Origin of the sequence: Ruegeria sp. Alg231-54 (genome assembly GCF_900143525.1) — a bacterium.
Classification (GTDB): domain Bacteria; phylum Pseudomonadota; class Alphaproteobacteria; order Rhodobacterales; family Rhodobacteraceae; genus Ruegeria.
Window position 1 is genome coordinate 125,867 of record NZ_FREZ01000001.1, and the last position, 25,502, is coordinate 151,368.

At 58.7% G+C, this 25,502-nt stretch carries 20 protein-coding genes; 12 read left to right on the plus strand and 8 right to left on the minus strand.

Going from position 1 to position 25,502, the window contains the following annotated elements; all coding sequences use genetic code 11:
- The first annotated feature begins 174 nt into the window (after positions 1 to 174).
- The 5 genes from dusB to DHN12_RS00700 all read left to right on the plus strand — a co-directional run bounded on the left by dusB (position 175) and on the right by DHN12_RS00700 (position 7,419).
- The gene (gene dusB, locus DHN12_RS00680; protein WP_108858462.1) at positions 175 to 1,158 is read left to right on the plus strand and encodes a tRNA dihydrouridine synthase DusB; all 984 of its coding nucleotides are present in this window, start codon (positions 175 to 177) and stop codon (positions 1,156 to 1,158) included.
- Positions 1,155 to 2,219, plus strand: a complete 1,065-nt coding sequence (locus DHN12_RS00685; RefSeq protein WP_108858463.1) for a nitrogen regulation protein NR(II) — start codon at positions 1,155 to 1,157, stop codon at positions 2,217 to 2,219. The genes dusB and DHN12_RS00685 overlap by 4 nt, the downstream gene beginning before the upstream one ends.
- A 38-nt stretch (positions 2,220 to 2,257) precedes the next feature.
- The gene (locus DHN12_RS00690; RefSeq protein ID WP_108858464.1) at positions 2,258 to 3,625 is read left to right on the plus strand and encodes a response regulator; all 1,368 of its coding nucleotides are present in this window, start codon (positions 2,258 to 2,260) and stop codon (positions 3,623 to 3,625) included.
- 99 nt (positions 3,626 to 3,724) lie between these two features.
- Positions 3,725 to 6,013: a PAS domain-containing sensor histidine kinase gene (locus DHN12_RS00695; protein WP_108858465.1), complete on the plus strand. Its 2,289-nt coding sequence runs from the start codon at positions 3,725 to 3,727 to the stop codon at positions 6,011 to 6,013.
- Positions 6,010 to 7,419, plus strand: coding sequence for a sigma-54 dependent transcriptional regulator (locus tag DHN12_RS00700; RefSeq protein ID WP_108858466.1), 1,410 nt, complete (start codon positions 6,010 to 6,012; stop codon positions 7,417 to 7,419). Before DHN12_RS00695 ends, DHN12_RS00700 begins: the two co-directional genes overlap by 4 nt.
- Before the next feature lie 12 nt (positions 7,420 to 7,431).
- On the opposite strand, the gene DHN12_RS00705 is transcribed toward DHN12_RS00700, so the two are convergent.
- Positions 7,432 to 7,914 carry a hypothetical protein gene (locus DHN12_RS00705; protein WP_058278087.1) on the minus strand — a complete coding sequence of 161 codons (483 nt, stop codon included), beginning with the start codon at positions 7,912 to 7,914 and terminating at the stop codon, positions 7,432 to 7,434.
- 96 nt (positions 7,915 to 8,010) lie between these two features.
- Between DHN12_RS00705 and trkA the strand changes: the two genes are divergently transcribed.
- The 5 genes from trkA to DHN12_RS00730 all read left to right on the plus strand — a co-directional run bounded on the left by trkA (position 8,011) and on the right by DHN12_RS00730 (position 12,865).
- On the plus strand, positions 8,011 to 9,387 hold the full coding sequence (gene trkA / locus DHN12_RS00710; protein WP_108858467.1) for a Trk system potassium transporter TrkA: 1,377 nt from the start codon (positions 8,011 to 8,013) through the stop codon (positions 9,385 to 9,387).
- The gene (locus tag DHN12_RS00715) at positions 9,387 to 10,925 is read left to right on the plus strand and encodes a TrkH family potassium uptake protein (RefSeq protein ID WP_108858468.1); all 1,539 of its coding nucleotides are present in this window, start codon (positions 9,387 to 9,389) and stop codon (positions 10,923 to 10,925) included. The genes trkA and DHN12_RS00715 overlap by 1 nt, the downstream gene beginning before the upstream one ends.
- A gap of 126 nt (positions 10,926 to 11,051) precedes the next feature.
- Positions 11,052 to 11,291: an RNA chaperone Hfq gene (hfq, locus tag DHN12_RS00720; protein WP_005982826.1), complete on the plus strand. Its 240-nt coding sequence runs from the start codon at positions 11,052 to 11,054 to the stop codon at positions 11,289 to 11,291.
- Positions 11,291 to 12,562, plus strand: a complete 1,272-nt coding sequence (gene hflX / locus DHN12_RS00725) for a GTPase HflX (RefSeq protein WP_108858469.1) — start codon at positions 11,291 to 11,293, stop codon at positions 12,560 to 12,562. Before hfq ends, hflX begins: the two co-directional genes overlap by 1 nt.
- 18 nt (positions 12,563 to 12,580) lie before the next feature.
- Positions 12,581 to 12,865 carry a putative quinol monooxygenase gene (locus tag DHN12_RS00730; RefSeq protein ID WP_108858470.1) on the plus strand — a complete coding sequence of 95 codons (285 nt, stop codon included), beginning with the start codon at positions 12,581 to 12,583 and terminating at the stop codon, positions 12,863 to 12,865.
- Positions 12,866 to 12,877: 12 nt separating this feature from the next.
- Here DHN12_RS00730 and DHN12_RS00735 read toward each other — a convergent pair whose 3' ends face one another.
- The 4 genes from DHN12_RS00735 to hemB form a co-directional block, all read right to left on the minus strand.
- Positions 12,878 to 13,273, minus strand: a complete 396-nt coding sequence (locus tag DHN12_RS00735; RefSeq protein ID WP_108858471.1) for a nuclear transport factor 2 family protein — start codon at positions 13,271 to 13,273, stop codon at positions 12,878 to 12,880.
- Between the two features lie 108 nt (positions 13,274 to 13,381).
- Positions 13,382 to 15,844, minus strand: a complete 2,463-nt coding sequence (locus DHN12_RS00740) for a penicillin acylase family protein (RefSeq protein ID WP_108858472.1) — start codon at positions 15,842 to 15,844, stop codon at positions 13,382 to 13,384.
- Between the two features lie 172 nt (positions 15,845 to 16,016).
- Positions 16,017 to 16,589: a YSC84-related protein gene (locus tag DHN12_RS00745; RefSeq protein ID WP_058278080.1), complete on the minus strand. Its 573-nt coding sequence runs from the start codon at positions 16,587 to 16,589 to the stop codon at positions 16,017 to 16,019.
- A 141-nt stretch (positions 16,590 to 16,730) separates the two neighbouring features.
- A complete protein-coding gene (hemB, locus tag DHN12_RS00750) occupies positions 16,731 to 17,729 on the minus strand; it encodes a porphobilinogen synthase (RefSeq protein ID WP_108858473.1) in 999 nt (332 codons plus the stop codon).
- A 119-nt stretch (positions 17,730 to 17,848) separates the two neighbouring features.
- Between hemB and DHN12_RS00755 the strand changes: the two genes are divergently transcribed.
- Both DHN12_RS00755 and mfd read left to right on the plus strand, forming a co-directional pair.
- A complete protein-coding gene (locus DHN12_RS00755; RefSeq protein WP_108858474.1) occupies positions 17,849 to 18,376 on the plus strand; it encodes a component of SufBCD complex in 528 nt (175 codons plus the stop codon).
- A 19-nt stretch (positions 18,377 to 18,395) separates the two neighbouring features.
- Positions 18,396 to 21,854 (plus strand): transcription-repair coupling factor, encoded by a 3,459-nt coding sequence (mfd, locus tag DHN12_RS00760; protein WP_108858475.1) that lies wholly within the window; start codon positions 18,396 to 18,398, stop codon positions 21,852 to 21,854.
- On the opposite strand, the gene DHN12_RS00765 is transcribed toward mfd, so the two are convergent.
- From DHN12_RS00765 to DHN12_RS00775, 3 genes are read right to left on the minus strand one after another with little or no spacing between them, the layout of a single operon-like run.
- Positions 21,851 to 22,507: a hypothetical protein gene (locus DHN12_RS00765; protein WP_108858476.1), complete on the minus strand. Its 657-nt coding sequence runs from the start codon at positions 22,505 to 22,507 to the stop codon at positions 21,851 to 21,853. The genes mfd and DHN12_RS00765 overlap by 4 nt on opposite strands.
- Entirely contained in the window at positions 22,504 to 24,168 is a 1,665-nt protein-coding gene (locus tag DHN12_RS00770; protein ID WP_108858477.1) for a tetratricopeptide repeat protein, read from the minus strand. Before DHN12_RS00770 ends, DHN12_RS00765 begins: the two co-directional genes overlap by 4 nt.
- Before the next feature lie 57 nt (positions 24,169 to 24,225).
- Complete coding sequence (locus DHN12_RS00775; RefSeq protein ID WP_108858478.1) at positions 24,226 to 25,434, minus strand: MFS transporter; 1,209 nt, start codon at positions 25,432 to 25,434, stop codon at positions 24,226 to 24,228.
- Positions 25,435 to 25,502: the final 68 nt, after the last annotated feature.

Sequence of the window (25,502 nt, forward strand, 5' to 3'; positions counted from 1 at the left end):
CTCCGATGATTTGTGCGCAGTGTTTAAGCTGCGGTGAATGTAGAGGCAATCACCCGCGTCAAGTTGCTTAAAAAATAGGCAAGTGGTGATTTTGCAAGCTTGTTTCCTGCCGTTTTGTTGTTCATATGCGCGGAATTCGATATCTAAGTCGCAACTGCCCAAGGATTAAGCACGTTGACCCTGCACCTCGCCGACAAAACCTTATATCCGCCGGTCATGCTGGCCCCGATGGCCGGGATCACCGATCGACCGTTCCGCGATCTGGTGATGCGCTTTGGCGCGGGCATGGTCGTCAGCGAAATGGTCGCTAGTCAGGAAATGGTGCAGGCCAAACCGGGCGTGCGGGAACGGGCCGAGCTGTCTGCTGACGTTGAAAACACCGCTGTTCAACTGGCCGGGCGTGAGGCGCATTGGATGGCCGAGGCTGCGCGTCAGGTGGCCGATCGTGGCGCGCGGGTGATCGACATCAATATGGGCTGCCCGGCAAAGAAGGTGACGAATGGCTATTCCGGTTCGGCGCTGCTTAAGACGCCGGATCACGCGCTGACACTGATTGAGGCCGTGGTCGAGGCCGTCGAAATTCCGGTCACTCTGAAAACCCGTCTGGGTTGGGATGACAACCTGCTGAACGCGCCGGACGTGGCGCGCCGGGCGCAAGGTGCAGGCATCCAACTGGTCACAATCCACGGGCGTACGCGGTGCCAGTTCTACAAGGGGCGCGCGGACTGGCAAGCGATCCGAGCGGTGAAAGAGTCGGTGTCGATCCCCGTCATCGCGAACGGGGATATCGTAGATACTGATGCAGCGCGCACGGCTTTGGACCAGTCAGGCGCTGATGGCGTCATGGTTGGGCGTGGGGCGCAGGGTAAGCCATGGCTGCTCGCCCAGATGTGCCATGATTTATATGGCGCACAAGCGCCGGTCATCCCCGCCAATGGCGACCTGATCGACATGGTGCGCGGTCATTATGAGGCGATGTTGGACTTTTACGGCACCGATCTGGGGCTGCGCGTGGCACGTAAACATCTTGGCTGGTACATGGATGAGGCCGCGACCCCGGCAACCTTGCGACGTGCGGTTTTGACCTCGCGGGATACCGCCGAAGTGCTGCGTCTGTTGGGCGATGCCCTGCACGGCGACGCAGAGGCAGCAGCATGACCTCGGACCAGAACATCTGGGCGTCGCTGCCGGTTCCGGCCTTCATCATTGATGCCGATGACCGGATCACCGATGTGAATTCCGCCGGAGAGGGGTTCCTGAACGCCTCCCGCAACGCAGTTATCGGTCACCCGGTCTGGGACCAGATCGCCGTGGATGCCCCACTGGAAGAAGCGTTTTTGCGTGCGCGCCAACAGGGCACACCGCTTTTCGTGAATGATGTCGATGTGGGGTCAGGTAATCGGGCGCCGCTGCAATGTGCTTTGCAGATTGCGCCGCTGCTTGGGCATCCGGGGTCAATGATCATGACCATGTCCCCACGCGAACTGGCGGGGCGGATGACGCGGGGCAACACGGTAAAATCTGCTGCGCAATCGGCGATTGGCATGGCCGAAATGCTGGCGCATGAAATCAAGAACCCGTTGGCGGGGATCACCGGTGCCGCGCAGCTTCTAAGCATGAATATCAGTCAACAAGACCTTGAACTTACAGATCTTATCGTTGCTGAAAGCCGGCGAATAGTGAAGCTGTTAGAGCAGGTCGAGCAATTTGGGAACCTGACCCAGCCAGATTTCAAACCAGTCAATATCCATGACGTTCTGGACCGTGCGCGGCGCTCAGCGCTGTTGGGTTTTGGCGCGCATATGACGATTTTTGAAGATTACGACCCCTCGTTGCCGCTGGCCTATGGTGACCCAGATCAACTTTTGCAGGTGGTGTTGAACCTGCTCAAAAATGCATCCGAGGCGTCCCCCAAAGGCGGGACAATCCGCCTGCGGACGTATTTCGAACATTCCTTCCGCCTGCGCCGCAGCGACGGTTCGGGGCATTCTTTGCCCCTGCAGATCGAAATCATCGACGACGGCCCAGGGCTGCCGGACAAGATCCGCAGCGACATTTTCGATCCGTTCGTGTCGGGCAGGGAAAACGGCACCGGTCTTGGGCTGGCGCTGGTCAGCAAAATCATCTCGGACCACGACGGCTGGATTTTGGCCGAGTCGGTTCCGGGACACACCGTATTCCGCCTGTCCCTCAGACGCGCGCCGCGTGACGCGACCTGAGATGGACAACCGGGCAGAGATAGTAAGGAGAGCACCTGATGGATGGCACAGTACTGGTCGCAGATGACGATCGCACAATCCGAACCGTACTGACTCAGGCCCTGACGCGGGCCGGGTGCAAGGTGCATGCGACATCCTCGCTGACCACTCTGATGCGCTGGGTCGGTGAGGGCAAAGGGGATGTTGTAATCTCGGACGTCGTCATGCCGGATGGCAACGGGCTCGAGATGTTGCCCAAGATCGCGCAGGACCGTCCGGGTTTGCCGGTCATCGTGATTTCGGCGCAGAACACGATCATGACCGCCATTCAGGCGGCCGAGGCGGACGCATATGACTATCTCCCCAAACCCTTTGACCTGCCGGACCTGATGAAGCGGACCGCACGGGCCTTGGAGCAAAAACAACGTGTGCAGGCGGAGGCGGTTACGCCCGTTGATGATCGCCCCGAGGAACTGCCGCTGGTTGGGCGCACTCCGGGGATGCAGGCGCTGTACCGCCTAGTGGCACGTGTGATGAATACCGATCTTTCAGTCATGATTTCCGGTGAAAGTGGCACTGGCAAGTCATTGATAGCGCGGGCTATTCATGATTTCTCGGACCGGCGCACGCTGCCCTTCGTCACTGCGACCGCCGGTGATCTGCGTGACCTAGAGGGACCTGCGCGCATTATGGCCAGGGTGCGGGGTGGCACCCTGTTAATTGATGAGATCGCTGATATCGAAGATGAGGTCCAGGCACGTATTGTCCGGATGATGGACACGCCCGGCGATCATCTTCCGCGTTTCATGGCGACCAGCCAATCGGATCTGACCGAAGCGATGGAAAGCGGGCGTGTGCGTCAGGATCTGTATTATCGACTGTGCGGTGCGACGATCCATGTGCCTGCGCTGCGCGAGCGGGTGGATGATATCACCCTGCTGGTTGATCACTTCCTTGCCCGCGAGGAACGGGAACATGGCACAAATCGCTGGCTCAGCCCCGAGGCGGTAGAGCTGGTGCGTCGGTATTCCTGGCCCGGTAATGTGCGACAGCTGGAAAACGCGATCCGACGTTTAAGCCTGACCAGCCGGGCAGAAGAAATATCGAAAGCCGAGGTTGAGATGGTTTTGGGCAGTCAGCCCGAAGCGGAACCGATTCTTGGTGACGGCGAAAGGGAGAAACTCTCGGCCTCCGTGGCCCGTCATTTGCGTCGCTATTTCGATCTGCACGGCAATTTGTTGCCACCTCCGGGCCTGTATCAGCGCATCCTACGCGAGGTTGAGGGCCCCTTGATCGAGCAGGCACTGGACGCAACCGGCGGAAATCAGGCGAAATGTGCGGATTTGCTGGGGATCAACAGAAATACGCTGCGCAAAAAAATCACCGATCTCGATATTCAGGTGACACGCCGACGCAAACTGATGTAATATCGCCACACAAAGCGTGGCATCCGGGTACAAGCCCGGCAACGACCACGAGATATGGCGGTACGCCGCGTAAGCGGCACATCAGGATGAGGGCAGACGGTGGCAACCCGAGCACAGAGCGGGCTGATCCTATCGATTGATCGGTGGCGAAAATCCCGAAAGCTGCGCAATTTTAGCACCTTGGGGCTGGTCCTTTTGGGGCCGCTTCTGGCGTTGGCCACATATCTGGTCATCGGTCCGTTTGATTTGGGTTCGGCAGCGCCCACGCTGCGGCTGATTCTGCTGGCGGATCTGGTTTATGTGCTGGTCGTTGCAGCACTTGTTCTGGGGCAGGTGTTCAGCCTGATCGCTGCACGCCGGGCAAAATCTGCCGGGTCTCGTCTGCACCTGCGGCTGATCGGTGCGTTCACCTTGCTGGCCCTAGTGCCGACAGTGACCGTCGCGATCTTTGCCGGCCTTACGGTGAATATCGGACTTGAGGGATGGTTTTCGGATCGGGTCCGTCAGGTTGTAGGATCATCCCTGTCGGCGGCCGAGGCCTATGAGCTTGAACACCGCAGCGGCCTGACACAGGACGCTATCGTTCTTTCTCGATTCCTCGACAATGCGCGAACGCTGGACTTCTACATCTCGGACGCAGAATTGCGCGAGGTTCTGGCACAAGGACAATCGCAGATTCAGCGGGGCTTGCGCGAGGCCTATGTCATTGATGGCAGTGGAGAAATAAAATCCCGTGGCGACCGATCCTACTTGTTCAACTATGAACCACCGACACCGGAGCAGATGGTTGAAGCAACCGACAGCGGCCTTCTGATCATTGCCGATTGGCAAAACAACGAGTTCCGCGCGCTGGCGCCGTTGCAGGCGTATCTGGACCGGTATCTCTATGTTAGCCGAGAGGTGGATGGCGAACTGCTGAAATTGCTGGATGACACCAAGGAAACGGTTCAGTTCTACCAACAGCTTGAAAGTGAAAGGGGCCGGGTTCTTTTCGAATTCGGGCTCCTGTACTTGGGCTTTGCGGTCATCCTGATCCTTGCCGCGATGTCGTTGGGGATGTGGTTCGCTGAACGCCTGTCGCGCCCGGTTGGCCGTCTGACTACAGCTGCACAAAGGGTCGGCGCCGGGGATCTGAGCGTTCAGGTCATCGAAGAGGCCAGCGATGACGAAATCGCCATGTTAGGTCGTTATTTCAATCAGATGACGCGGCAACTTAAAGGGCAGCGTGACACGTTATTGGAAAATACGCGTCAGATCGAACGCCGCCGCCGCCTGTTCGATTCGGTGCTTAGTTCGGTGACGTCCGGTGTAGTCGGCGTCGATTCGGATGGATGTGTCACATTCGTAAATCGCTCGGCCGAGCGTCTTCTGGACTGGTCGCGCGGTGAAGAACAATTGGCTATCGGCATCGCGGTCCCCGAATTCCTTCCCTTATTCGAAAATCTGAAAGGCAGCGGTCAAGAGGCCGTGCAGGGTGAGGTTAAGGTCACGCGCAAGGGGCGGTTGGAAAACTTACTGGTGCGAATGGCGATCCGGCGCGGCGAGGATGGAGGGCTGGAGGGCTACGTGGTGGCCTTCGATGATGTGACCGATCTGGTCAGTGCACAGCGTATGGCGGCCTGGGGCGATGTGGCCCGCCGTATTGCCCATGAGATCAAGAACCCGCTGACGCCCATCCAGCTCAGCGCGGAACGGATCAAGCGCAAATTCTCGCGCAAACTGGACGAAGAGGATTGTGACAGCCTTGTATCCATGACCGATGTGATCGTGCGGCAAACCAACGATCTGCGGCGGATCGTGGACGAATTCTCAAAATTCGCGCGGATGCCTGAACCCGATCGGCGTGAGGAAGACGTCGTCGGCTTGGTGCGCGAAGCTGTTCTGTTGCAGCAAGCCGGACAGCCGGATGTGCAGATCGACGCGACCCTACCGGACAAGCCCATCCTGGCGGATGTAGACGCGACGATGTTGAACCAAGCGCTGACGAATTTGATAAAGAACGCGGGCGAGGCCATTGAAACACTTAAGAAAAAAGACCCGCCAGAAAATTTGAAGCCACAGATCAAAGTGGACATTTCCAACGATGATGCGGGGACGGTCATTACAATAGCGGACAATGGCATAGGGCTGCCCGAAGATCGGGCGCGGTTGTTTGAACCCTATGTCACTACACGCGACGAGGGCACGGGTCTGGGCCTGCCCATCGTCAAGAAAATCATAGAAGAACATGGCGGAGCGCTGACCCTGGAAGACGCGCCCGTTTTCGACGGACAGGACCATTTCGGTGCGATGGCCGTGATCCGTTTGCCGGGGGGCAAAATTTCCCAGACTACAGCGCCACAAAAGCAGGCAATTCATACTAACAAACTGAAAGCAGGCCAAAGATGAGCGACATTCTGATCGTAGATGACGAACGCGATATTCGCGAACTGGTGTCCGACATTCTGGAGGACGAAGGCTATTCAACCCGGCTGGCGGCAAACTCGGACGAGTGTATGTCGTCGATCAATTCCGAGCCACCGGGTCTGTTGATCCTTGATATCTGGCTGAAAGACAGCCGTATGGACGGGATCGATATCCTGAAGTCGGTCAAACGCGACAACCCCGACGTGCCGGTGGTGATCATTTCCGGTCACGGCAACATCGAAATTGCTGTGGCCGCCATCAAGCAGGGCGCTTACGATTTTATCGAAAAGCCGTTCAACATTGATCAGTTGATGGTCGTGATCCGCCGCGCCATGGAGACCTCGCGCTTGCGCCGCGAGAATGCTTCGCTCAAGCGGCGTGAGGTCACCAACTCGGACATGATCGGCAAATCGGCCTCGTTCCGGGCGATGCAGAGCCAGTTGGACAAGGTCACCAAGTCGAACGGCCGTGTGATGTTGAGCGGGCCAGCCGGGTCGGGCAAAGAGATTGCCGCGCGTTACATCCACGCCCATTCCAACCGCGCAAACGCGCCATTCGTCACCGTTAACTGCGCAGGGATTGAGCCTGAACGCGTCGAAGAGGTGCTATTCGGGCGCGAGTCAACGGAACGCGGGATCGAATCCGGCTTGCTGGAAGAGGCCCACGGAGGCGTGATCTACTTTGACGAAGTGGCCGACATGCCCTTAGGGACGCAATCCAAGATTCTGCGGGTTCTGGTCGACCAGCAATTCCAGCGGGTAGGCGGGTCTGACAAGGTGCGAGTGGATCTGAGGGTCATCTCGTCGACAAATCGCGATCTTGATGCCGAAATCGAAGCTGACCGGTTCCGTGAAGAGCTGTATCACCGCCTGAACGTCGTACCGATCGCCGTGCCATCGATGGAGGACCGGCGCGAGGATATTCCGGTTCTGGCACAGCATTTCATTGAAATGTGCAACGAATCCCAAGGTTTGCCAATTCGCGAGATCTCGGAAGAGGCGGTGGCATTGTTGCAGACCATGACCTGGCCCGGCAATGTGCGTCAGCTGAAGAACCTGATCGAGCGCGTCCTGATCCTGGGCGATGGAACAGGTCCAATCGAAGCCCGCGAATTGCCAACCGAAGAAGAGAAAACCGACGACTCGGGTCGCGTGGTTTTGTCTGGGGCACTGGCAACCCTGCCGCTGCGCGAAGCGCGCGAAGCGTTCGAGCGCGAATACCTGCTGACCCAGATCAACCGCTTTGGTGGCAATATCAGCCGAACCGCCAGCTTTGTTGGCATGGAGCGCAGCGCGCTGCACCGTAAGCTCAAATCGCTTGGTGTTGTGACCTCGAACAAATCCGGGGCACGGGTGGCGCAAATCGACGAACCGGAACCGGCGGAGTAATCCGCCGGGACATTACCCTGCCTGACCCGGGTTGATTATCTGAAACGAGCCGTCGTCGAACTTCACATAGCAGGATTGGGTTCCCAGCGGGGGCAGCTTCGTTGTGCGAGCAGGCGGAACCTGAGACTTTACGCTCTGTTTGCAGGGTGGCAGGCTGACCGGACGAAAGCCTTTTTTGGCCATGCATTGGGCCTCGACCTGATTGCGAAGACCGGCATTCACGTCGACCGTATACACGCGCCCGGGTTCCCACCAACCAGGCGAGCGATAGCAGTGCCCCCGGTTGTCGCAATAAGTGCGTCCCGGCCAATATGTGGGCGGGCTCTGCCGCACCTGATTGGCGACGGGAACGTCATTTACCGCCTTAACCTGACATTGCGTGGTCTCGGACTGCGCGCGCGACACGCTTTCACCTTCGCGGTAGTACAGCGAAAGTGGGCCGCTGCATGCGGACAGGACGGTCAGTGGAATTAGTAAGTGAAGCACTGATTTCATAGGGTTATCTTGCCCCAGCTTTGTCTGAATGACAATTCAATTGACCGCTATAGGGGCATCTGTCATTCAAGGATTTCAGGCAGAAGGGCCAGAAACATGAAGGTCATCATATGCGGTGCCGGTCAGGTCGGCTGGCAGATCGCACGTCACTTGTCGGGCGAACTGAATGACGTAACGGTGGTGGACAACAATCCCGATCTGGTGCGCCGGGCGACGGAAACGCTGGATGTTCAGGGGATTGCCGGATTTGCCAGCTATCCTGACGTGCTGGAACGGGCAGGCGCACGGGATGCCGATATGATCATCGCAGCGACGCATTCGGACGAGGTGAATATGGTCACCTGTCAGATGGCGCATTCGATCTTTTCCATCCAACGCAAGATCGCGCGGTTGCGGGCGAAATCGTATTTGCAGGCGATCCATTCGGATCTGTTCCGTCGTGACCACTTGCCCATCGACGTCGTGATCAGCCCCGAACGCGAAGTCGCAGCCGCTGCCATGCGTCGCCTTTCAGCCCCGTCCGCCTTTGATACCGAGATGTTCATGGATGGGCAGGCGCAGCTTCTGGGCATTCGCATCGACGAAGATTGCCCCATCGTGAACACCCCTTTGCGGCAGCTCACGGACCTGTTTTCGACCCTCAGCTCAATCGTTGTCGGTGTTCGGCGCGATGGCACGCTGTTTGCGCCTGAATCCGAAGATCAGCTGTTTGTCGGCGACGAATGCTACGTCTTTACCAATGTCAAAGACGTGGACCGCACGATGGAGGTTTTTGGTAAGGCCCAAAAGAAACAGGACCGCGTCGTGATCGTTGGTGGCGGCAATGTCGGGTTGGAAGTGGCCCGGACGCTGGAAGAGCGTGAAAGCCGGGTACGCGCCAAGGTGATCGAGCGTGATCGCCAAAGCGCTGAAATCGCTGCCGAAACACTGGAACGCACGATTGTCCTGAATGGCGACGGGCTGGATGCCGCCTTGTTGCGCGAGGCCGGGATCGAACGCGCCGACGCGATGCTGGCAGTCACCGATGACGACCGTGCCAACATGCTGGCGGCGGTGCGGGCCAAGGCCGAAGGTTGTGCCTTGGCAATTGCGTTGATCAATGATCCCAGCATGGTGGCCCTTATGGGGCCGCTGGGGATCGACGCCTATATCAATCCGCGTGCAACCACTGTCAGCTCGATCCTGCGCCATATTCGCCACGGGCGGGTGAGGCAGGTCTATTCTATCGGGGATGCCGAGGCAGAAGTGATCGAGGCCGAGGTGCTGTCGACCTCACCCATGGCAGGGCAGAAGCTGCGGGATATCGATTTTCCCGAAGGTGTTCTGGTAGGTGCCGTACGAAAAGGCGATGAGCTTTTGCGCCCGACAGGCAGCCTGCGGATCGACGAAAAGGACGTGGTGGCGATCTTTGCGATGGCCAAGGACGTGCCCGAGGTCGAGCGCCTTATGCAGGTTTCAATCGATTTCTTCTGATGGCGCGCGCTCGGAGACAACAGATCACTTTGATACAGCGGTTGCCGCTGTTTCTGTTGATCTGGGGAATCGCCGCGCTGTCGATGTGGGTTCCGGCGATTTACGCGCTGGCCTTGGATGATCACGACACGTCGCGATCGTTTTTCTATTCCGGTCTTCTGGGACTGTTCGTGGTATCCACAATCGCTGTAGCAGCATCAAACAGGGTGCCGCGACGCGGGACGCTGGGGCAACTGGCCGTGTTGCTGGGCTGTTTTACCGTTCTGCCGCTGTTTCTGGCGATTCCGCTGCATGATGCCTTGGGCACCACCACCTTTTTGAATGCGTATTTTGATATGGTCAGTGCTGTGACCACCACCGGTGCAGATCTGTTTCCGGACCCGGATCGCCTGACCGCACCGCTGCACCTGTGGCGTGCTTTGGTCGGCTGGATGGGTGGCTTGCTGATGTGGATTGCTGCGGCTGCAATTCTGGCGCCCTTGTCGCTGGGTGGGTTCGAGATTACGGCGCGCGGCCAGCCCGGTCGCCCGGTGTCGGGCGTCGCACAAAGCGAAGAGGTCGACCCCCGCGGCCGTCTGATCCGTGTGACCCGGACCTTGACACCAGTCTATACCGGTCTGACCGCAACCATATGGATCCTGCTGCTGATCGCCGGAGAAAACGGCCTGACTGCCGTGTGTCACGCCATGTCAACCATGGCCACGTCGGGGATATCTCCGGTCGGCGGACTGGAGGGGGCGCAGGCCGGAATAACGGGCGAGGCGATCCTGTTTCTGTTCCTGTTCTTCGCCTTGTCGCGGCTGACCTTTTCGACAGATACGGCAACCACAGGCTATTCCCGGCTGGACCAAGACCCTGAATTCCGGATTGGCCTGATGATTGTCGGTGTCGTCGCGGCACTGTTGTTCGCGCGCGTCTGGGCCGGTGTTCTGGAAATCGGCAATCAGTTGGAACCGCTGCAGGCGCTTAGCGTAATCTGGGGCATGATCTTTACGGCGCTGTCTTTCCTGACCACAGCCGGATTCGAAAGCGCCAACTGGAACGATGCGCAGCAATTGTCCGGCCTTGGCACCCCCGGGCTGATCCTGATGGGGCTCGCCCTGATCGGAGGCGGGGTGGCCACAACGGCGGGCGGGGTCAAACTGCTGCGGGTCTTTGCCCTGTACCTTAATGGCGCGCGCGAGATTGATCGGTTGATCTACCCCTCATCCGTTAGTGGCATTGGCGGCGGTAACCGTCGCATTCAAAGCGACGGGGCCTTTATCGCCTGGATCTTCCTGATGATGTTCGCCTTGACCGCAGCACTGTTCAATCTGCTGCTGGCCGCGATGGGGTCGGGGTTTGAACAGGCGATGGTCCTCAGCGTTGCGGCGCTCAGCACCACCGGGCCGCTGATCGAACTGGCCACCGATGTTCCCATCCGTCTGGTCGATTTGCCCTGGGGCGCAAAGCTGACCATGTGTGCGGCGATGGTGATCGGGCGATTGGAAACTTTGGCGATCATTGCGCTGATTACGCCAACCCTCTGGCGAGACTAAGAATCCTCACCTTTGCCGACACCTTATTTTTCATCTGGAATATCGGTTAACGACACTCCATACTCTGCCAGAGGGAGCGCGTTGGTCCGCAGCGCGTAGCAAGAACAATGGCGAGATTATAATAATATGGCTTCGGACAGACAGAATCTGCAGGACGCGTTCCTGAATAATGTACGGAAAGCAAAGGTCCCGGTCACAATTTTCCTGATCAACGGTGTGAAATTGCAGGGTGTCATCACCTGGTTCGACAATTTCTGCGTATTGTTGCGCCGCGACGGACAGTCGCAGCTGGTCTACAAACACGCAATTTCAACGATCATGCCGTCGCAGCCGATCAACCTGTATGAGGGCGAAGACGCCTCTTGATGGAACACGACAGGACGCGCACCCGTGCTTGGGTGCTGCATCCGGAAATCAAATCAGATGAACAGCGCCGTGTCCCTGGACCGGCGTTGGAAGAGGCGGTGGCACTGGCTGCCGCTTTGCCCGATCTGGATGTGATCGGGTCCGATATTGTGCGTCTGCCACGTGCCCAGCCAGGGCTGTTGTTCGGGACCGGCAAGATCGAGGAGCTGGGCGAACGGTTTCATGACGCTGAGGTCGAGCTGGTTCTGATCGATGGTCCCGTGACTCCAGTTCAGCAGCGCAATCTGGAAAAGGCTTGGAAGGTTAAAATCCTCGATCGGACCGGGTTGATTTTGGAGATTTTCAGCGACCGCGCTCGTACCCGTGAAGGTGTGCTGCAGGTCGAGATGGCCGCGCTCAGCTATCAGCGTACGCGTCTGGTTCGCGCCTGGACCCACCTCGAACGCCAGCGAGGCGGGTTGGGGTTTGTCGGTGGTCCCGGTGAAACCCAGATCGAGGCTGACCGAAGGGCGATCGACGATCAGCTTGTGCGCCTGCGCCGTCAATTACAGAAGGTGATCAAGACCCGGACCTTGCACCGAGCTGCTCGGGCCAAGGTGCCATATCCGATTGTTGCGTTGGTGGGCTATACGAACGCCGGTAAATCAACTTTGTTCAATCGCCTGACCGGGGCCGAGGTAATGGCAAAGGACATGCTGTTTGCCACGCTGGATCCGACCATGCGGCGGGTTGAACTGCCCGATGGTCCCGAGGTGATTCTGTCGGACACGGTAGGGTTCATTTCGAACTTGCCAACCGAACTGGTCGCGGCCTTCCGCGCCACACTCGAAGAGGTTCTGGGTGCTGATATCGTCGTGCATGTGCGCGACATCAGCCATGAAGACACCGAGGCGCAAGCCCGGGATGTCGAAACCATTTTGACCTCGTTGGGCGTTGATGATGAACGGCCCCGGCTTGAGGTCTGGAACAAAATCGACCTGTTGAACGAAGATGAGCGCGAGGCCACGTTTGCCCGGGCCGACCGCGACCCATCGATCTTTGCCATTTCCGCCGTTACGGGCGAAGGTATCGAACCGTTGCTGGCCGAGATCGCGGTTAATTTGCAAGGAGTTCGGCACGAGACGGTTCTGACTCTGGCGTTTGCCGAGGGCAACAAGCGTGCGTGGCTGTTCCGTCAGGATGTTGTTCAATCCGAAGAGCAGACGGATGACGGATTTCAGATCACCGTATTGTGGACTGACAAGCAGGCGGCGCAGTTCGCCGCGCTTTGATCGACAAGCGAGGTCACGATGGCAAAAATTGAGGTGGTTCTGCGTGGTCATATTTCGGTGCCTGTCGACCGTGTCACACAGGTGCGTGAGGCGTTGCCGGACCACATCGCCCTGACTCGGGCCGAACCGGGTTGCATCACATTCGACGTTACAGAAGACGCGGATATTCCCGGTCGGTTCGACGTACACGAAATTTTTGAAAACCAAGCGGCCTTTGACGCCCATCAGGCGCGAACCAAAGCCTCGACTTGGTTCAAGGTGACAGAAGGCATTCCGCGCGACTACCAGATCACGCGCGTTTAGGCGGGGCGTCCGCTACTGCCCGTCTATCTGGCGCTGATAGTCGTCAGCATCGAACCAACCCAGCGACGTTTGCACCTTGTTGTCAGCGGTCAATTCCCATTCTTCCCAACCACGCGTGACGACGTGGTTGCCGGTCTCTGAGTGATGGCCTTCCAGCGTCCAGACAAAAATCGCGTGTGATCCGGCCCAACGCAGCATGTCGCAGCGCACTTCCAGATCCGGGAAGTCGGCGTAGAATCCGCGCGCCATGTCTGCGACGGCGGCACGGCCGACAATTGGTTCACCCCGGTTGATCGTGATCTGCCCGTCGGGTGCAAAAAAGCCGGCAACGGCCTCTGGGTCGCCGGAGCTCCACGCGATTGCGTAATCGCGCGCGAGATTGTTCATCATATCCCGAATACTGGCCATCTGTACCCCCAAGGTCCCGAATTGTCGGCTTGCAGATCGTAGGCGAAAACACCTGCGCGCGTCCACGGCAGCTTGCAAAAGGGGCAAGGTCCTGCCGAAGCAGTGAAATCAGCGCGGGGTCAGGTTGGTTACGCCGACCGCTGCCGCGCGGGCCAGATCCATGTCCAGTGACATAGGGATATACTCACCTCGCCGCCAAAGCTGGGCCTGATCGTCGTAGTAGCGCGACAGGAAATGCCCCGACTGACCTGTGGCCGTGATAAAGACCGAACTGTTGGGATCGGCAAAATCATAGACACCGCGATATCCCGCACCGTGGACGTTTTGGAAAGGGTTGGGCCCTTCGCCCGATGTCCGCCCGCGCAGCAGGGTGTTGTCGCCGCCGCTGGTGGATTGGCGGATGTTGACGAAGAACCGCAGAACGGGAACCGTGCCCAGAACCGGGTGGTCATGCGTGGCCTGATGGGCGTCTCCCCAGCGCAGGGATTCCAGCGAACCACCGTATTTTTCGCTGATCCAGATCAGCGCATCGTCCAGCGCCAGTCGTGCCATGTCGGTACAGGTTTCCACGGGTGCGCTCTGACGCACGTCGCACCAGACCGACGCGCCGTCGATATCGCGGTACACCCGTTCGATGAACAGCGGCTCAACATGTTTGTATTCGGCCGCCAGCGGCCCCAGCTCGTCCGAGATCAGCCGGATTTGCAGCGCGCGCAACCATGCGGCATAGATCAGCGGTTCAGGCAGGTGCTCGTTCATCTCACCGTTCCACTCGGCCAGCAGGGCCAGCGCGACCTGACGCTGGCGTTCCGGTGTGCCCTCGGGCGCAGAGGCTCCGGTAAACCAAAGATCGGCGCCGATTAGCGGCAGAAGTGAACGGGCGGTAAAGCTGACGGTATCAAGTTGCGCTTCGATAAAGCTGTCGCGGGTGTGAACCTCGCGCGATTGCATCAGGCGTTCCCAACGGTGCACCCTTTGGGTGTCGCCCCATTCGTATGAGACGTGGTTGGGAAAGGGGCGGTCGATGATCTTGTTGTTTGTATTGCCCAGAATCCCGCCTGCTGGCGTCACGAATTCGGGGTTGTTTGCATAAGGCAAGCGGCCTTGCCACAGGTTCTCGGCCAACCAACCGGGCGTTGGGATACGGCCGCGGCTTTGGTTGCGAATGTCTCGGCCAGGCATTGCGCCGATCAGCTTCATGCCGATCGTGTCCTTGTCGACCAGCGACAGGTTTTGCGACGGCGCAATGAACAGTTCGGCCACGTCGATGGCTTCGCGCACACTGTCCGAATTCATTAATGCCATCGAAGCCGTCATCGACGTGTCGCGCGGGCTAAGTGCGGTCCAGGCCAATGAGGCAACGTGCCCGGGCGGGGTGATCGTTTCCAGATCGTAATGGCTACCGGGCAAGACGGGTCCGTTCTCGGTCCAGCGCAGAGTCAGGGTGATGGGGGCTTCGTCTTTGATCTCGATGATCGAGGGGCGCGAGCGAAACCGTTTGAAACCATCAGGCGACAGGTATTCTTCTGGGTTTTCCGGGTTCAGCTGTTCGATGTGGACATCCTGATCGTCCAGGTAAGACGAGGTCAGGCCCCAGCCCAACCTATCACTGCGGCCCGTCATGATCGCCGGAACGCCCGGAATGGTCGCGCCGATAACACCGCCTTTGGCAAGCTCAAGCCGTGCCAGGTACCAAATGCCCGGTGCGGTCAGACCCAGATGGGGGTCATTGGCCAGCAGGGTGCCTCCGATCGCGGAACGCGAGGGCGCGGCCGACCACGCGTTCGACGCCCCGGCCAAGCCGCGTTTAGGGAATGGTGACAGCGGCGTGTCGGGCATTGGCGTGCCTTCGGCATAGCGCGGCAGTTCTGGGAACAAAGACGCATATTCCGGCAGCGCCGCAATACCCGCGCCCGGTACGTCTGGCAGGATATCGGCCAGCCGCTTTGGATCGTTCAGCATCAGGGATGTGCGGGCGCGCAGGACCTCATCTTTCAAATGGCCAGACAGTTGCAGGCTCATCAGTTTGATGATCGCAATGCTGTCGCCGGGCTGCCACGGCGATACAGATGCGTTGAAAAGGAACATCTCGGGCGCGCCGCGTCCCAATGCGTTCTCATTGATCTCATCCAGCCGGGCATTGACGCCCGCAGAATAAGCGCGCAGCGCAGCTTTGGTGTAATCGTCCTGCACCTCGACCGAGCGGTGGGCAAGACTGTAAAGGTCAAAACGGCGCAAGAGCTTGTCGATAGGGACAGTGCGCTTGCCGAACACTTCGGATAAACGGCCCTGCGCAGTGCGTCGCATCACGGTCATCTGCCACAGGCGATCCTGCGCATGAGCATAGCCCAGGCCAAAGAATACGTCAGGGTCGCTTTCGGCCAGAATATGCGGAACATTGGCGGTGTCACGCACGATCTCGACCGGCGCACGCAGCCCGCTGACTTCGACGGTCTGGTCATAATCCGGAAGGGACTGGCTGGCCAGGAAGTAGACAAGACCCACAGCCGCAACGGCCAACAGGATCAGGCCCGTAGCAATCCGAACCAGCCAGCGAAAGACAAGACCCATGAACGCCCCATATCCCCATAAGAAATTATTGGCTGAACCCTACTGGAAGGACCGGGCAACCGAAAGAGGAACGCCGCGCGAACGTTGAGTTAACATGTTGAGATGAAAAACCCCGCCACATGGTTTTGAACATGTGGCGGGGTCCGTGGCAAAGGGGGGGTGGTATTCGGTATCAGGGGATAATGCGCGTGTACTTGGTGCCTTCGACGGTCGCGCCGAATTTCAAACCGGCCTGTCCGAAAACGGCGGCAAGTACCGGTTTGCGCAATTGGGTTGTGTCGGTTGAGAGCGAGTCGCCGGTGGCATCGACGACATAGCCGATATCCGCACCTGCGGTCCAACCGCTGGAGCGGCGGAAGTCATCTAGGGCGTCCTGCGTCATAAAGAACAGGACATGCGCATATTGTTGCGCGCCGATCTGCAGACCAGCACTGCCGGATAGGGCCGAGTAATAGTCTACCGTTGCACCGTTGATGCGCAGCGCGCCCTGGCCATAGGCACCGCCAAAGATGAATCCGGCCTCGGTGATCAACGGCATCACCAGCATGCCGTCGGCTTTTTCGGCGATCTCGACGGTGTTGGGGTACTTGCTGAACATTTCGTTCAGCGTCACGTTCACACGTGCGTCGATCTGGGCCGCATTGGAATTGCCTACACCGTTTCCGCATGCAGCGGTCAGTGTGAGCCCGGCCATGCCAAGCGCAAAGCCACGACGGTTTAGTCGGGGAGAGTTGGAACTGCTCATGTTTTTTCTCTGTATAAACTGCCTGAAGTGTCGGGTGTTCCCGATCTTGTGTGCAAGAATACGCCGATTGCGCCCGTGTGTCACGGGAAAGCTGGCCCAACAGCGTTCACAATCGGCGAAAAATCGCGACCGCCCGGGGTTTTAGCCTTGAAGAATGCGTGCAACCTGTGGTGCAAAGTAGGTCAGGATTCCGTCGCAACCCGCACGTTTGAAGGCCAACAGGCTTTCCAGCATGACCTTCTCACCATCAATCCAGCCGTTTTGCGCAGCTGCCTGTATCATCGCGTATTCACCGGACACCTGATAGGCATAGGTTGGCGCGCCAAACGTGTCTTTCACGCGGCGACAGATATCCAGATAGGGCATGCCCGGCTTGATCATCACCATGTCTGCGCCCTCTGACAGGTCACGCTCGATCAGGCGCAGTGCCTCGTTCGAATTGGCCGGGTCCATCTGGTAGGTTTTCTTATCTCCGGTCAGCGCACCCGCCGCGCCTACTGCATCGCGGAAGGGGCCATAGAATGCGCTGGCATATTTGGCTGCATAGCTGAGGATCATCACGTTGTGGTGCCCGGCACCCTCAAGCGCGCGACGCATCGCGCCGATGCGGCCATCCATCATGTCCGAGGGGCCAATGATGTCGGCCCCGGCCTCGGCCTGCGCCAATGTCATCTTGACCAACGCCTCGACGGTCTGATCGTTCACAATCTCGCCATCGACAACATAGCCGTCATGGCCATTGATGTTGTATGGATCCAGCGCCACGTCGGTCATCACGGCGATATCGGGCGCTGCAGATTTGATCGCCCGAATGGCCCGGTTCGACAGGTTGTCAACGTTCCACGCCTCGGCGCAATCTTCGGTTTTCAGCCTGGGAACAGTATAGGGAAAGATGCAGATCGCCGGGATGCCAATAGCCTGTGCCTCGACTGCGGCCTTGGCGATCAGATCGACCGAGCGCCGCACAACGCCGGGCATCGAAGGTACGGGTTCTTCAATGCCTTCACCATCGCGCACAAAAACCGGCCAGATCAGATCGTCCGTTGTCAACGCGTGTTCCCGCACCAACCCACGAATGGCGCTGGATTGGCGCGCCCGGCGAAATCGCGTAAGGGGGTAGGGGGCGATGGTCGGTTTCATGTCGCGCTCTTCTTGAATAATCGTGCATTGGGTGGCATGAATTCCCGATGGTCTCAAGGGTAACATTGGACGCGCCTGCGCGAAGTACGCCCCAAGGACAATGAACAAAGGGCTGATGCGTGGATTTGCACTCTTCGATTTTCGAACTTATCGACATGCGCAGCTTTTCGAATCTGTGGTACTGGATTGTGTTGGCGGTGCTCTGGTCGTCGGCCAGTCACTGGGCGATGGGGGTTCCCTACGATCTGCTTGTGCGTGCCCGCCGTGTTGGCGGACAGTCCGAGCAGGACCTGCTGGATATCGTTCGGATCAACGGCAATAGGCTGCTTTACATTGTTGATATGTCTGGCCTTGTTATTCTTGCCTTATGCTGTTTCTTTTTTACCGGGCTAGCGATGCTGGGTTTCTACTATGGCATTGAATTTGCGCAGGCCGTGTTTTTGTTGCTGTTCCCCGTGAGTTTGGTGATGCTGATCAACATTCGCGCCGCGCGCAAGTTGCAAGGCATCGAGCCGGTGCTCGGAAGCGTGTCAAAGATCCTTGTACGCTGCAGGATTTACACCCAGATCATTGGTATGATCTCAATTGTCATCACGTCACTTTGGGGTATGTACCAGAACGTCTCGATCGGCGTTCTCGGGGGATGAAAATCAGAAAGGCAAGGCGATGACAGCTCCGAACCATGTGACGGTTGGCGGCGCTCCCGAAGGGTTTGACGCACAGCTTGTTCTGAATGAGATCGTGCGCGCTGGCGGGCCGGTCTGCCACGTCGCGCGTGACGACAAACGGATGGAGGCGATGCGGGCCGCACTGGCTTTCTTTGGCCCCGATATGCCGGTCTTTGTGTTCCCCGGGTGGGACTGCCTGCCATATGACCGGGTGTCGCCCAACGCCGACATAGCAGCGGCGCGTGTGGCGACTTTGGCGGCACTGGTGCATCAGATGCCGGATCGATTTGTCCTGCTGACCACGCTGAATGCCGCGACCCAGCGGGTGCCTGCGCGGGATGTGCTACGCGAGGCTGCTTTTACCGCCCGCGTGAACCACCGCGTGGACGAAACGGCGCTGCGGAACTTCCTTGTGCGCATGGGGTTCACGCAAAGTCCGACGGTGATGGAGCCGGGTGATTATGCGGTTCGCGGCGGTATCATCGACATTTTTCCCCCCGGTGAATCCGGCCCAGTGCGTTTGGATCTGTTCGGAGACGTGCTGGACGGCGCGCGCCGGTTCGATCCGGTTTCGCAACGCACGACCGAAAAGCTGGATGTTGTCGAATTGGCTCCGGTTTCCGAGGTCATTCTGGATGACGCCGCCATCACGCGGTTCCGCCAAAACTATCGCATCGAATTTGGCGCGGCGGGCACCGATGATCCGCTGTATGAGGCGATCAGCGCGGGCCGCAAGCATCAGGGCATCGAACACTGGCTGCCGTTCTTCCACGAAAAGCTGGAAACCCTGTTTGACTATCTGCCGGATGCGACGATCACTGTGGATGATCAGGTGACACCCACGCGGCTTGCCCGCTGGGATACAATTGCCGATCAGTATGAAACGCGGCGTCTGGCGCTGGAAAATCGTTCGCGCATGGATACGGTGTATAAGCCTACACCACCTGGATTGCTCTATCTGGACGATGCCGCATGGGAGCAGGCGGTCGGGGACCGGCGGGTGATGCAGTTCAGCCCGCTGCCTCAGGCCAGCGGTCCCGGTGTGATCGATGCAGGCGGGCGGATTGGCCGCAATTTCGCACCAGAGCGGCAGCAGGAAAACATTAGCCTGTTTGGTGCTTTGGCAAGCCATATCACCGACAAGATGGCCAAGGGGCCCGTCTTGATTGCGTCGTATTCTGAAGGGGCGCGAGAGCGTCTAACAGGCTTGATCGAGGATGAAGGCCTGGCCGAAGCCGTCCCTGTCACCGATGGCACCCGGATTGGCAAACGCGGATTGCATCTGGCTGTCTGGGCGCTTGAGCACGGGTTTGAAACGCCCGGTCTGACCGTGATCGCTGAGCAGGACGTGCTGGGTGACCGCCTCATCCGCCAGCCTAAGAAGCGCCGCAAGGCCGAGAATTTCTTGACCGAAACCCAATCGCTCAGCCCCGGTGATCTGGTGGTGCATGTCGACCACGGGATCGGGCGGTACATTGGGATGGAAGTGGTCACGGCGGCCGGTGCTGCGCATGAATGCCTGCTGCTGGAATATGCCGAACAGTCCAAGCTGTATCTGCCGGTCGAGAACATCGAGTTGCTGTCGAAATACGGCCATGACGAAGGTCTGCTGGACCGCTTGGGTGGAGGTGCGTGGCAGGCTAAGAAAGCCAAGCTGAAAGAACGCATTCGCGAGATGGCGGACAAGCTGATCCGTATCGCTGCGGAACGCGCATTGCGCAAAGCTCCGGTCATGGATCCGCCGCCCCACGCGTGGGAGGAGTTCAGCGCGCGCTTTCCATATCAGGAAACCGATGATCAGTTGCGCGCGATTTCCGAGGTGATGGAGGACATGCATTCCGGCGCGCCGATGGATCGGTTGATCTGTGGTGACGTGGGCTTTGGCAAAACCGAGGTTGCCATGCGCGCGGCCTTTGTCGCCGCGATGTCCGGTGTTCAGGTGGCCGTGATCGCACCGACCACCTTGCTGGCCCGTCAGCATGCAGCCAGCTTCAAGGAACGGTTCCGGGGCTTCCCGTTGGAGGTGCGGCAGCTATCGCGCTTTGTGTCCGCGAAAGATGCACAGCAGACCCGTGATGGTATGGCGCGCGGGACCGTCGACATCGTGATCGGCACCCATGCGTTGCTGGCCAAGGGTATCCGGTTCAACAATCTGGGCCTGTTGATCATCGACGAAGAACAGCATTTTGGCGTCGGTCACAAGGAACGACTTAAGCAGCTGCGCAGCGACATTCACGTTCTGACCCTTACCGCCACACCGATCCCTCGGACACTGCAACTGTCACTGACCGGGGTGCGCGATCTGTCGATCATTGGCACACCGCCGATCGACCGTCTGGCCATTCGTACCTATGTCAGCGAATTCGACGCGGTCACTGTCCGCGAGGCGCTATTGCGCGAACACTATCGTGGCGGGCAGAGCTTTTACGTTGTTCCCCGTATCTCCGACCTGCCAGAGATCGAGGAGTTCCTGAAAGAACAGCTGCCCGAACTGACTTATATGGTGGCACATGGGCAAATGGCGGCGGGCGAACTCGATGATCGTATGAACGCCTTTTATGACGGAAAATACGACGTGTTGTTGGCGACGACGATTGTCGAAAGCGGGCTTGATATTCCCACCGCGAACACGATGGTCGTGCACCGGGCGGACATGTTCGGGCTGGCGCAGCTTTATCAGATCCGTGGTCGGGTAGGGCGGTCTAAAACCCGTGCCTATGCGTACCTGACCACCAAGCCGCGTCAGAAACTGACGGCGACAGCCGAAAAGCGCCTGCGGGTTCTGGGCTCGCTGGATACTCTGGGGGCCGGGTTCACGCTGGCGTCGCAGGATCTGGACATTCGTGGTGCGGGCAACTTGCTGGGTGAGGAACAATCTGGCCAGATGCGCGACGTCGGCTATGAGCTGTATCAATCGATGCTGGAAGAGGCGATTGCCAAGATCAAAGCCGGTGAGATGGAAGGCCTGTCGGAAGCCGACGACCAATGGGCGCCACAGATCAATCTGGGCGTACCGGTTCTGATCCCCGAAGATTACGTGCCCGATCTGGATGTGCGTTTGGGGCTTTATCGTCGCCTGTCATCGCTTTCGACCAAGGTCGAGCTGGAAGGTTTTGCCGCAGAACTGATTGACAGGTTCGGAACGCTGCCGAAAGAGGTGAATACCCTGATGCTGGTCGTGCGTATCAAGGCGATGTGCAAGCGGGCAGGGATCGCCAAGCTGGATGGCGGGCCGAAAGGCGCGACAATCCAGTTCCACAACGACAAGTTCGCCTCGCCAGAGGGTTTGGTCGAGTTCATTCAGAACCAACGCGGTTTGGCCAAGGTTAAGGACAACAAGATCGTCGTCAGACGTGATTGGAAGAAGGACAGCGACAAGATTAAAGGCGCATTCGCCATCGCCCGCGATCTGGCGGAAAAGGTCATGGCAGCGAAGAAGAAAAAGGCGAATGCCTAGTCTCCGCTGACGAAAGTGCACAATTGCCATTCGCCCGCGTCGGATTTTACGAATGCGGCGCGGTGGCCTGTCATGGGCCAGAGAAAGTCGCCGTGCATGAATCCCCGCGTGCCGTCGGTCAGCATCACCGGTTGATAGTCGGCACCGTCGCGATAGTTCGGGACGATGACGATCTCGTAGCTGATGAGGCTCAGCGCTGGGGAGCCCGGTTCGGCCGCTTGCCGAAGGGTGACGTCCTCACCGGTTACAAAGTAGGCCACGTAAGGGTCCAATGAGGCAGGCAGGGTGATCTGCCATTGATGCGGCATCCAAAACTCACCCTCGTCGTCGAAATAGCCCGGTTGGGACAGGGTGGTCTCCAGATCGCCCCAGTAGGTATCGCGGTTCTGATGTTCCTGAGAACCGCCGATGTCCGGGGCGAGGTATTCGAGAAACTCCTCAGGCCCGCCGTTTCCGCCATGGCTGAGGTAGATGTCCGGGCAGGCCGCTGCGATCACGGCTTTGGTGTCCCGCGTGGCCACGCTGGCCAACAGTCTATCGCGAAAGGCCACCAAAGCAGGGTCGCGTTCTGCCTCATCCACCGGTGGAAAGGACTGGCGGTCCGCCAGAGCCGGGCCGCAGACCAACAGTGACAACAGAAATGCGCGGATCATTCTGCGGCCTTCATCGCTGCCTGCGCACAAAAACACGAGGCCCCGACGGCCCGGTCAGCGCGGGCAAGCGCCAGATCAAGACGTTGTTTGATCAATTTGATCTCAACTGTCTCACCGCGTGCTTTCAGACAATCATGCAGGCCCTTCAAACTCCAGACATTGTCGGGGTGGATTGAGGCGCGGCTCAGAGTGCCGCCAAGCCCTAGATCCTCGCGATACACTGCTTCGGCCTCGGGCACGTGGCCCTGTTCGTACAACAACGCACCAAGCGCGTGGCGCGCGGGTTGCATCCAACCCCAAGGCTCGTCGTAGGGCAACGTGTCGTCCAATTCGACCGAGCGCCTAAGATGGGCGAATGCGGCGTCATAGTTGCTTTTGCGATACTCAATCTCTCCGCGCAGCATTTCGCGGGCGATGTCCAGCAAGTCGATCACGCGGTTGTTGTGCAGCAGCCGGGTTTCCGGAACCCGATCCTTAGCGGCAAGGAACAGTTGCTCTTCGGCCTCTGCTTCGGCCACCTGACCGGTGGCCGCATAGGCGATTGCACGTGCGTAATGGGTGGTTGCGGTGACAGTACGGTAGAGGTCCTGATCCTCGGGCAAGGGCAGGGCCTTTGCTTCTTCCCACCGGCCAAATCGGATCAGGATATGCGGCCCCATCGACATGTAGCTTTCGAAAAAATCCGCCATGGGCGGGCTTTCGGTGCGCAGCATCTCTTCGGGGGTGGTGTCCCAGATGCCCTGATTAGCGCGCAGCGCGGGTTCCATCTGGCCAAGGAAAAGCGCGCCATAGATGGCAAAATGATAGTCGTGCTGGCGATAGCCTGTGTAGATGTTGAACGCGCCTTCGCGCTCATAATACTTAAGGTCAGCCTCGGTCGCCTTTTCATTCCAGTGGACGACGTTCTGATAGTGCCCGCACAACACGTCGATATGGGTTGGCATATGTACCAAATGCCCCGCATCCGGGACCAATGTGCGCAACACATCGCCAGCCTTCAGAGCCTTTTCTGGTGTCGGCGACATCTCCATCAGATGAACATAGAGGTGCAGCAAGCCCGGGTGCGACATGGCTGCCGGGTCGTCGGCCATTGCGTCTTCCAGGGCTTTTTGCGCCTCCAACGTGGCTGCGCCTTCAGCAGGCTCACCGGTTCTCAAGTTCCACATCTGCCAAGGGGTCAGGTTGAGCAACGCCTCGACATAGATGGTCCGCAGATCAAGGTGATCCGACTGCTCAGAAAAGGCCGCCCGCATCGCATCGGCGAAATCGTGGTCCCAGCTATGCATGTCGTCGACAGGATCGCGTTGAGGATACCGCGCGGGCAGGGCGTGGATCAGGGCTTGTTCAACCGATGTGCAGCTATCGACCAGAGCCATGGCTTTCTGCGTGGCATCAAAGGCAAGCGCCAGCGCTTTTCGCTGCCCACGGTCATCCAACAGGTTCCATGGCAGGTTGTAGTTTGGCCCTGCCGCATAGGCCACGCCCCAGTGGGCCATCGCGCAGTCGGGGTCAAACTCAAGCGCGCGCTGAAAACACACAACCGCTTCGTCGTGGTTATAGCCGTAGGTCCAATTCAGCCCTCGGTCGAACCAAAGCTGTGCGTCTGCTGAGGCCGTCGTTATCGGACAGGAATATGCGCCAAGATCGTAGTAGTCGCTCACTGAAAAACTCCACTCATATTGAGCAGATGTTAGCCTGATTCACCGTTCCTGCACAGATCAGGCTGGAAGCCTGTTTTCGATCCGCCCCATATGCAGCATCAGGCCGAAGCCCGCGGCACTCATGGCCAGGATGCCAACAGCCAGCGGGGTGATAGACCCGTCGAACATCTGCCCGATGGGGGCCGCAATCGCGGCTGCAAACACGGTCGAGATCGCTCCGATCACCGAGGCTGCCATGCCCGCGATATGGCCCATTGGCTCCATCGCGATGGCGTTCAGGTTGCCCATAGTCATGCCTGCCATAAAGAAGACTGCCGTTTGCCAGCTTACGAAAACGGCGAAAGACATGGTGGGCGAAAGGTCTGCCGCATTCAGGGCGATGACAGCTGTGGTAAAGAGGACCTGCGCACCCAACGCCCATGTCACGATCCGGCGCATGCCCAATTTGATAACGAGTGCCGCGTTTAACAGGCTGGCTGAGCCCGCCATCAACGCCACGAACCCGAACCAGAACGGAAAACTGTCGGCACTGTCGTGGATGACATCGTAGACCGGTTGAACCATCGTCAGCATGGTGAACAACATGCCCAGACACAGTGTCTGAACCAAGATCGACAGTCGGACAGTTGGATGTGTGAACATCTGGCGCGCAGCGTCGAGTATAAGGGGCAGGCGCAGCGGGCGACGGTTTTCGGCCGACAAGGGTTCCGGAAGGCGCAGGCCCATCCAGACGATGGTGATCAGTGAGAACAGGATGAATGAGGCAAAGATACCCCGCCATCCGGTCAGTGCGATCACGCCGGCACCAAGCATTGGCGCAATCGCCGGTACCAGGGTGAAGATCATCATTGCTATCGATACAATCCGCGCCATCTCGCGGCCCGAATACAGGTCGCGAATAATTGCCATGGCCACCACGCGCGGGGCCGCACATCCGATCCCCTGGAAGACACGGGCGACCAATAGCATTTCGAGTGATGAACTGGCCCAGGCAGCTGCCGCAGCGATGATATACAGTGCCGATCCGACGTAAATCACTGGTTTGCGGCCAAAGGCGTCCGACAGCGGACCGGTGAAAAACGTGCCAATCCCCATGCCCAACACAAACGAAGTCAGGATCAGCTGGGCTTTGTTGACGTCGTTCGGGCTGAGTTGCGCGCCGATATTTGGCAGTGCAGGCAACATGGAATCGATCGAAAACGCGATCGTCGCAAACATCATTGCGACAAGTGCTACGAACTCACCCCGTGACATGCGATTGGCCATAACGCCCTCCTGATCTGTTCGCGCTATCACGGCAAATCAGTTGACGCTAGGTGTCAAATTGCACAGAG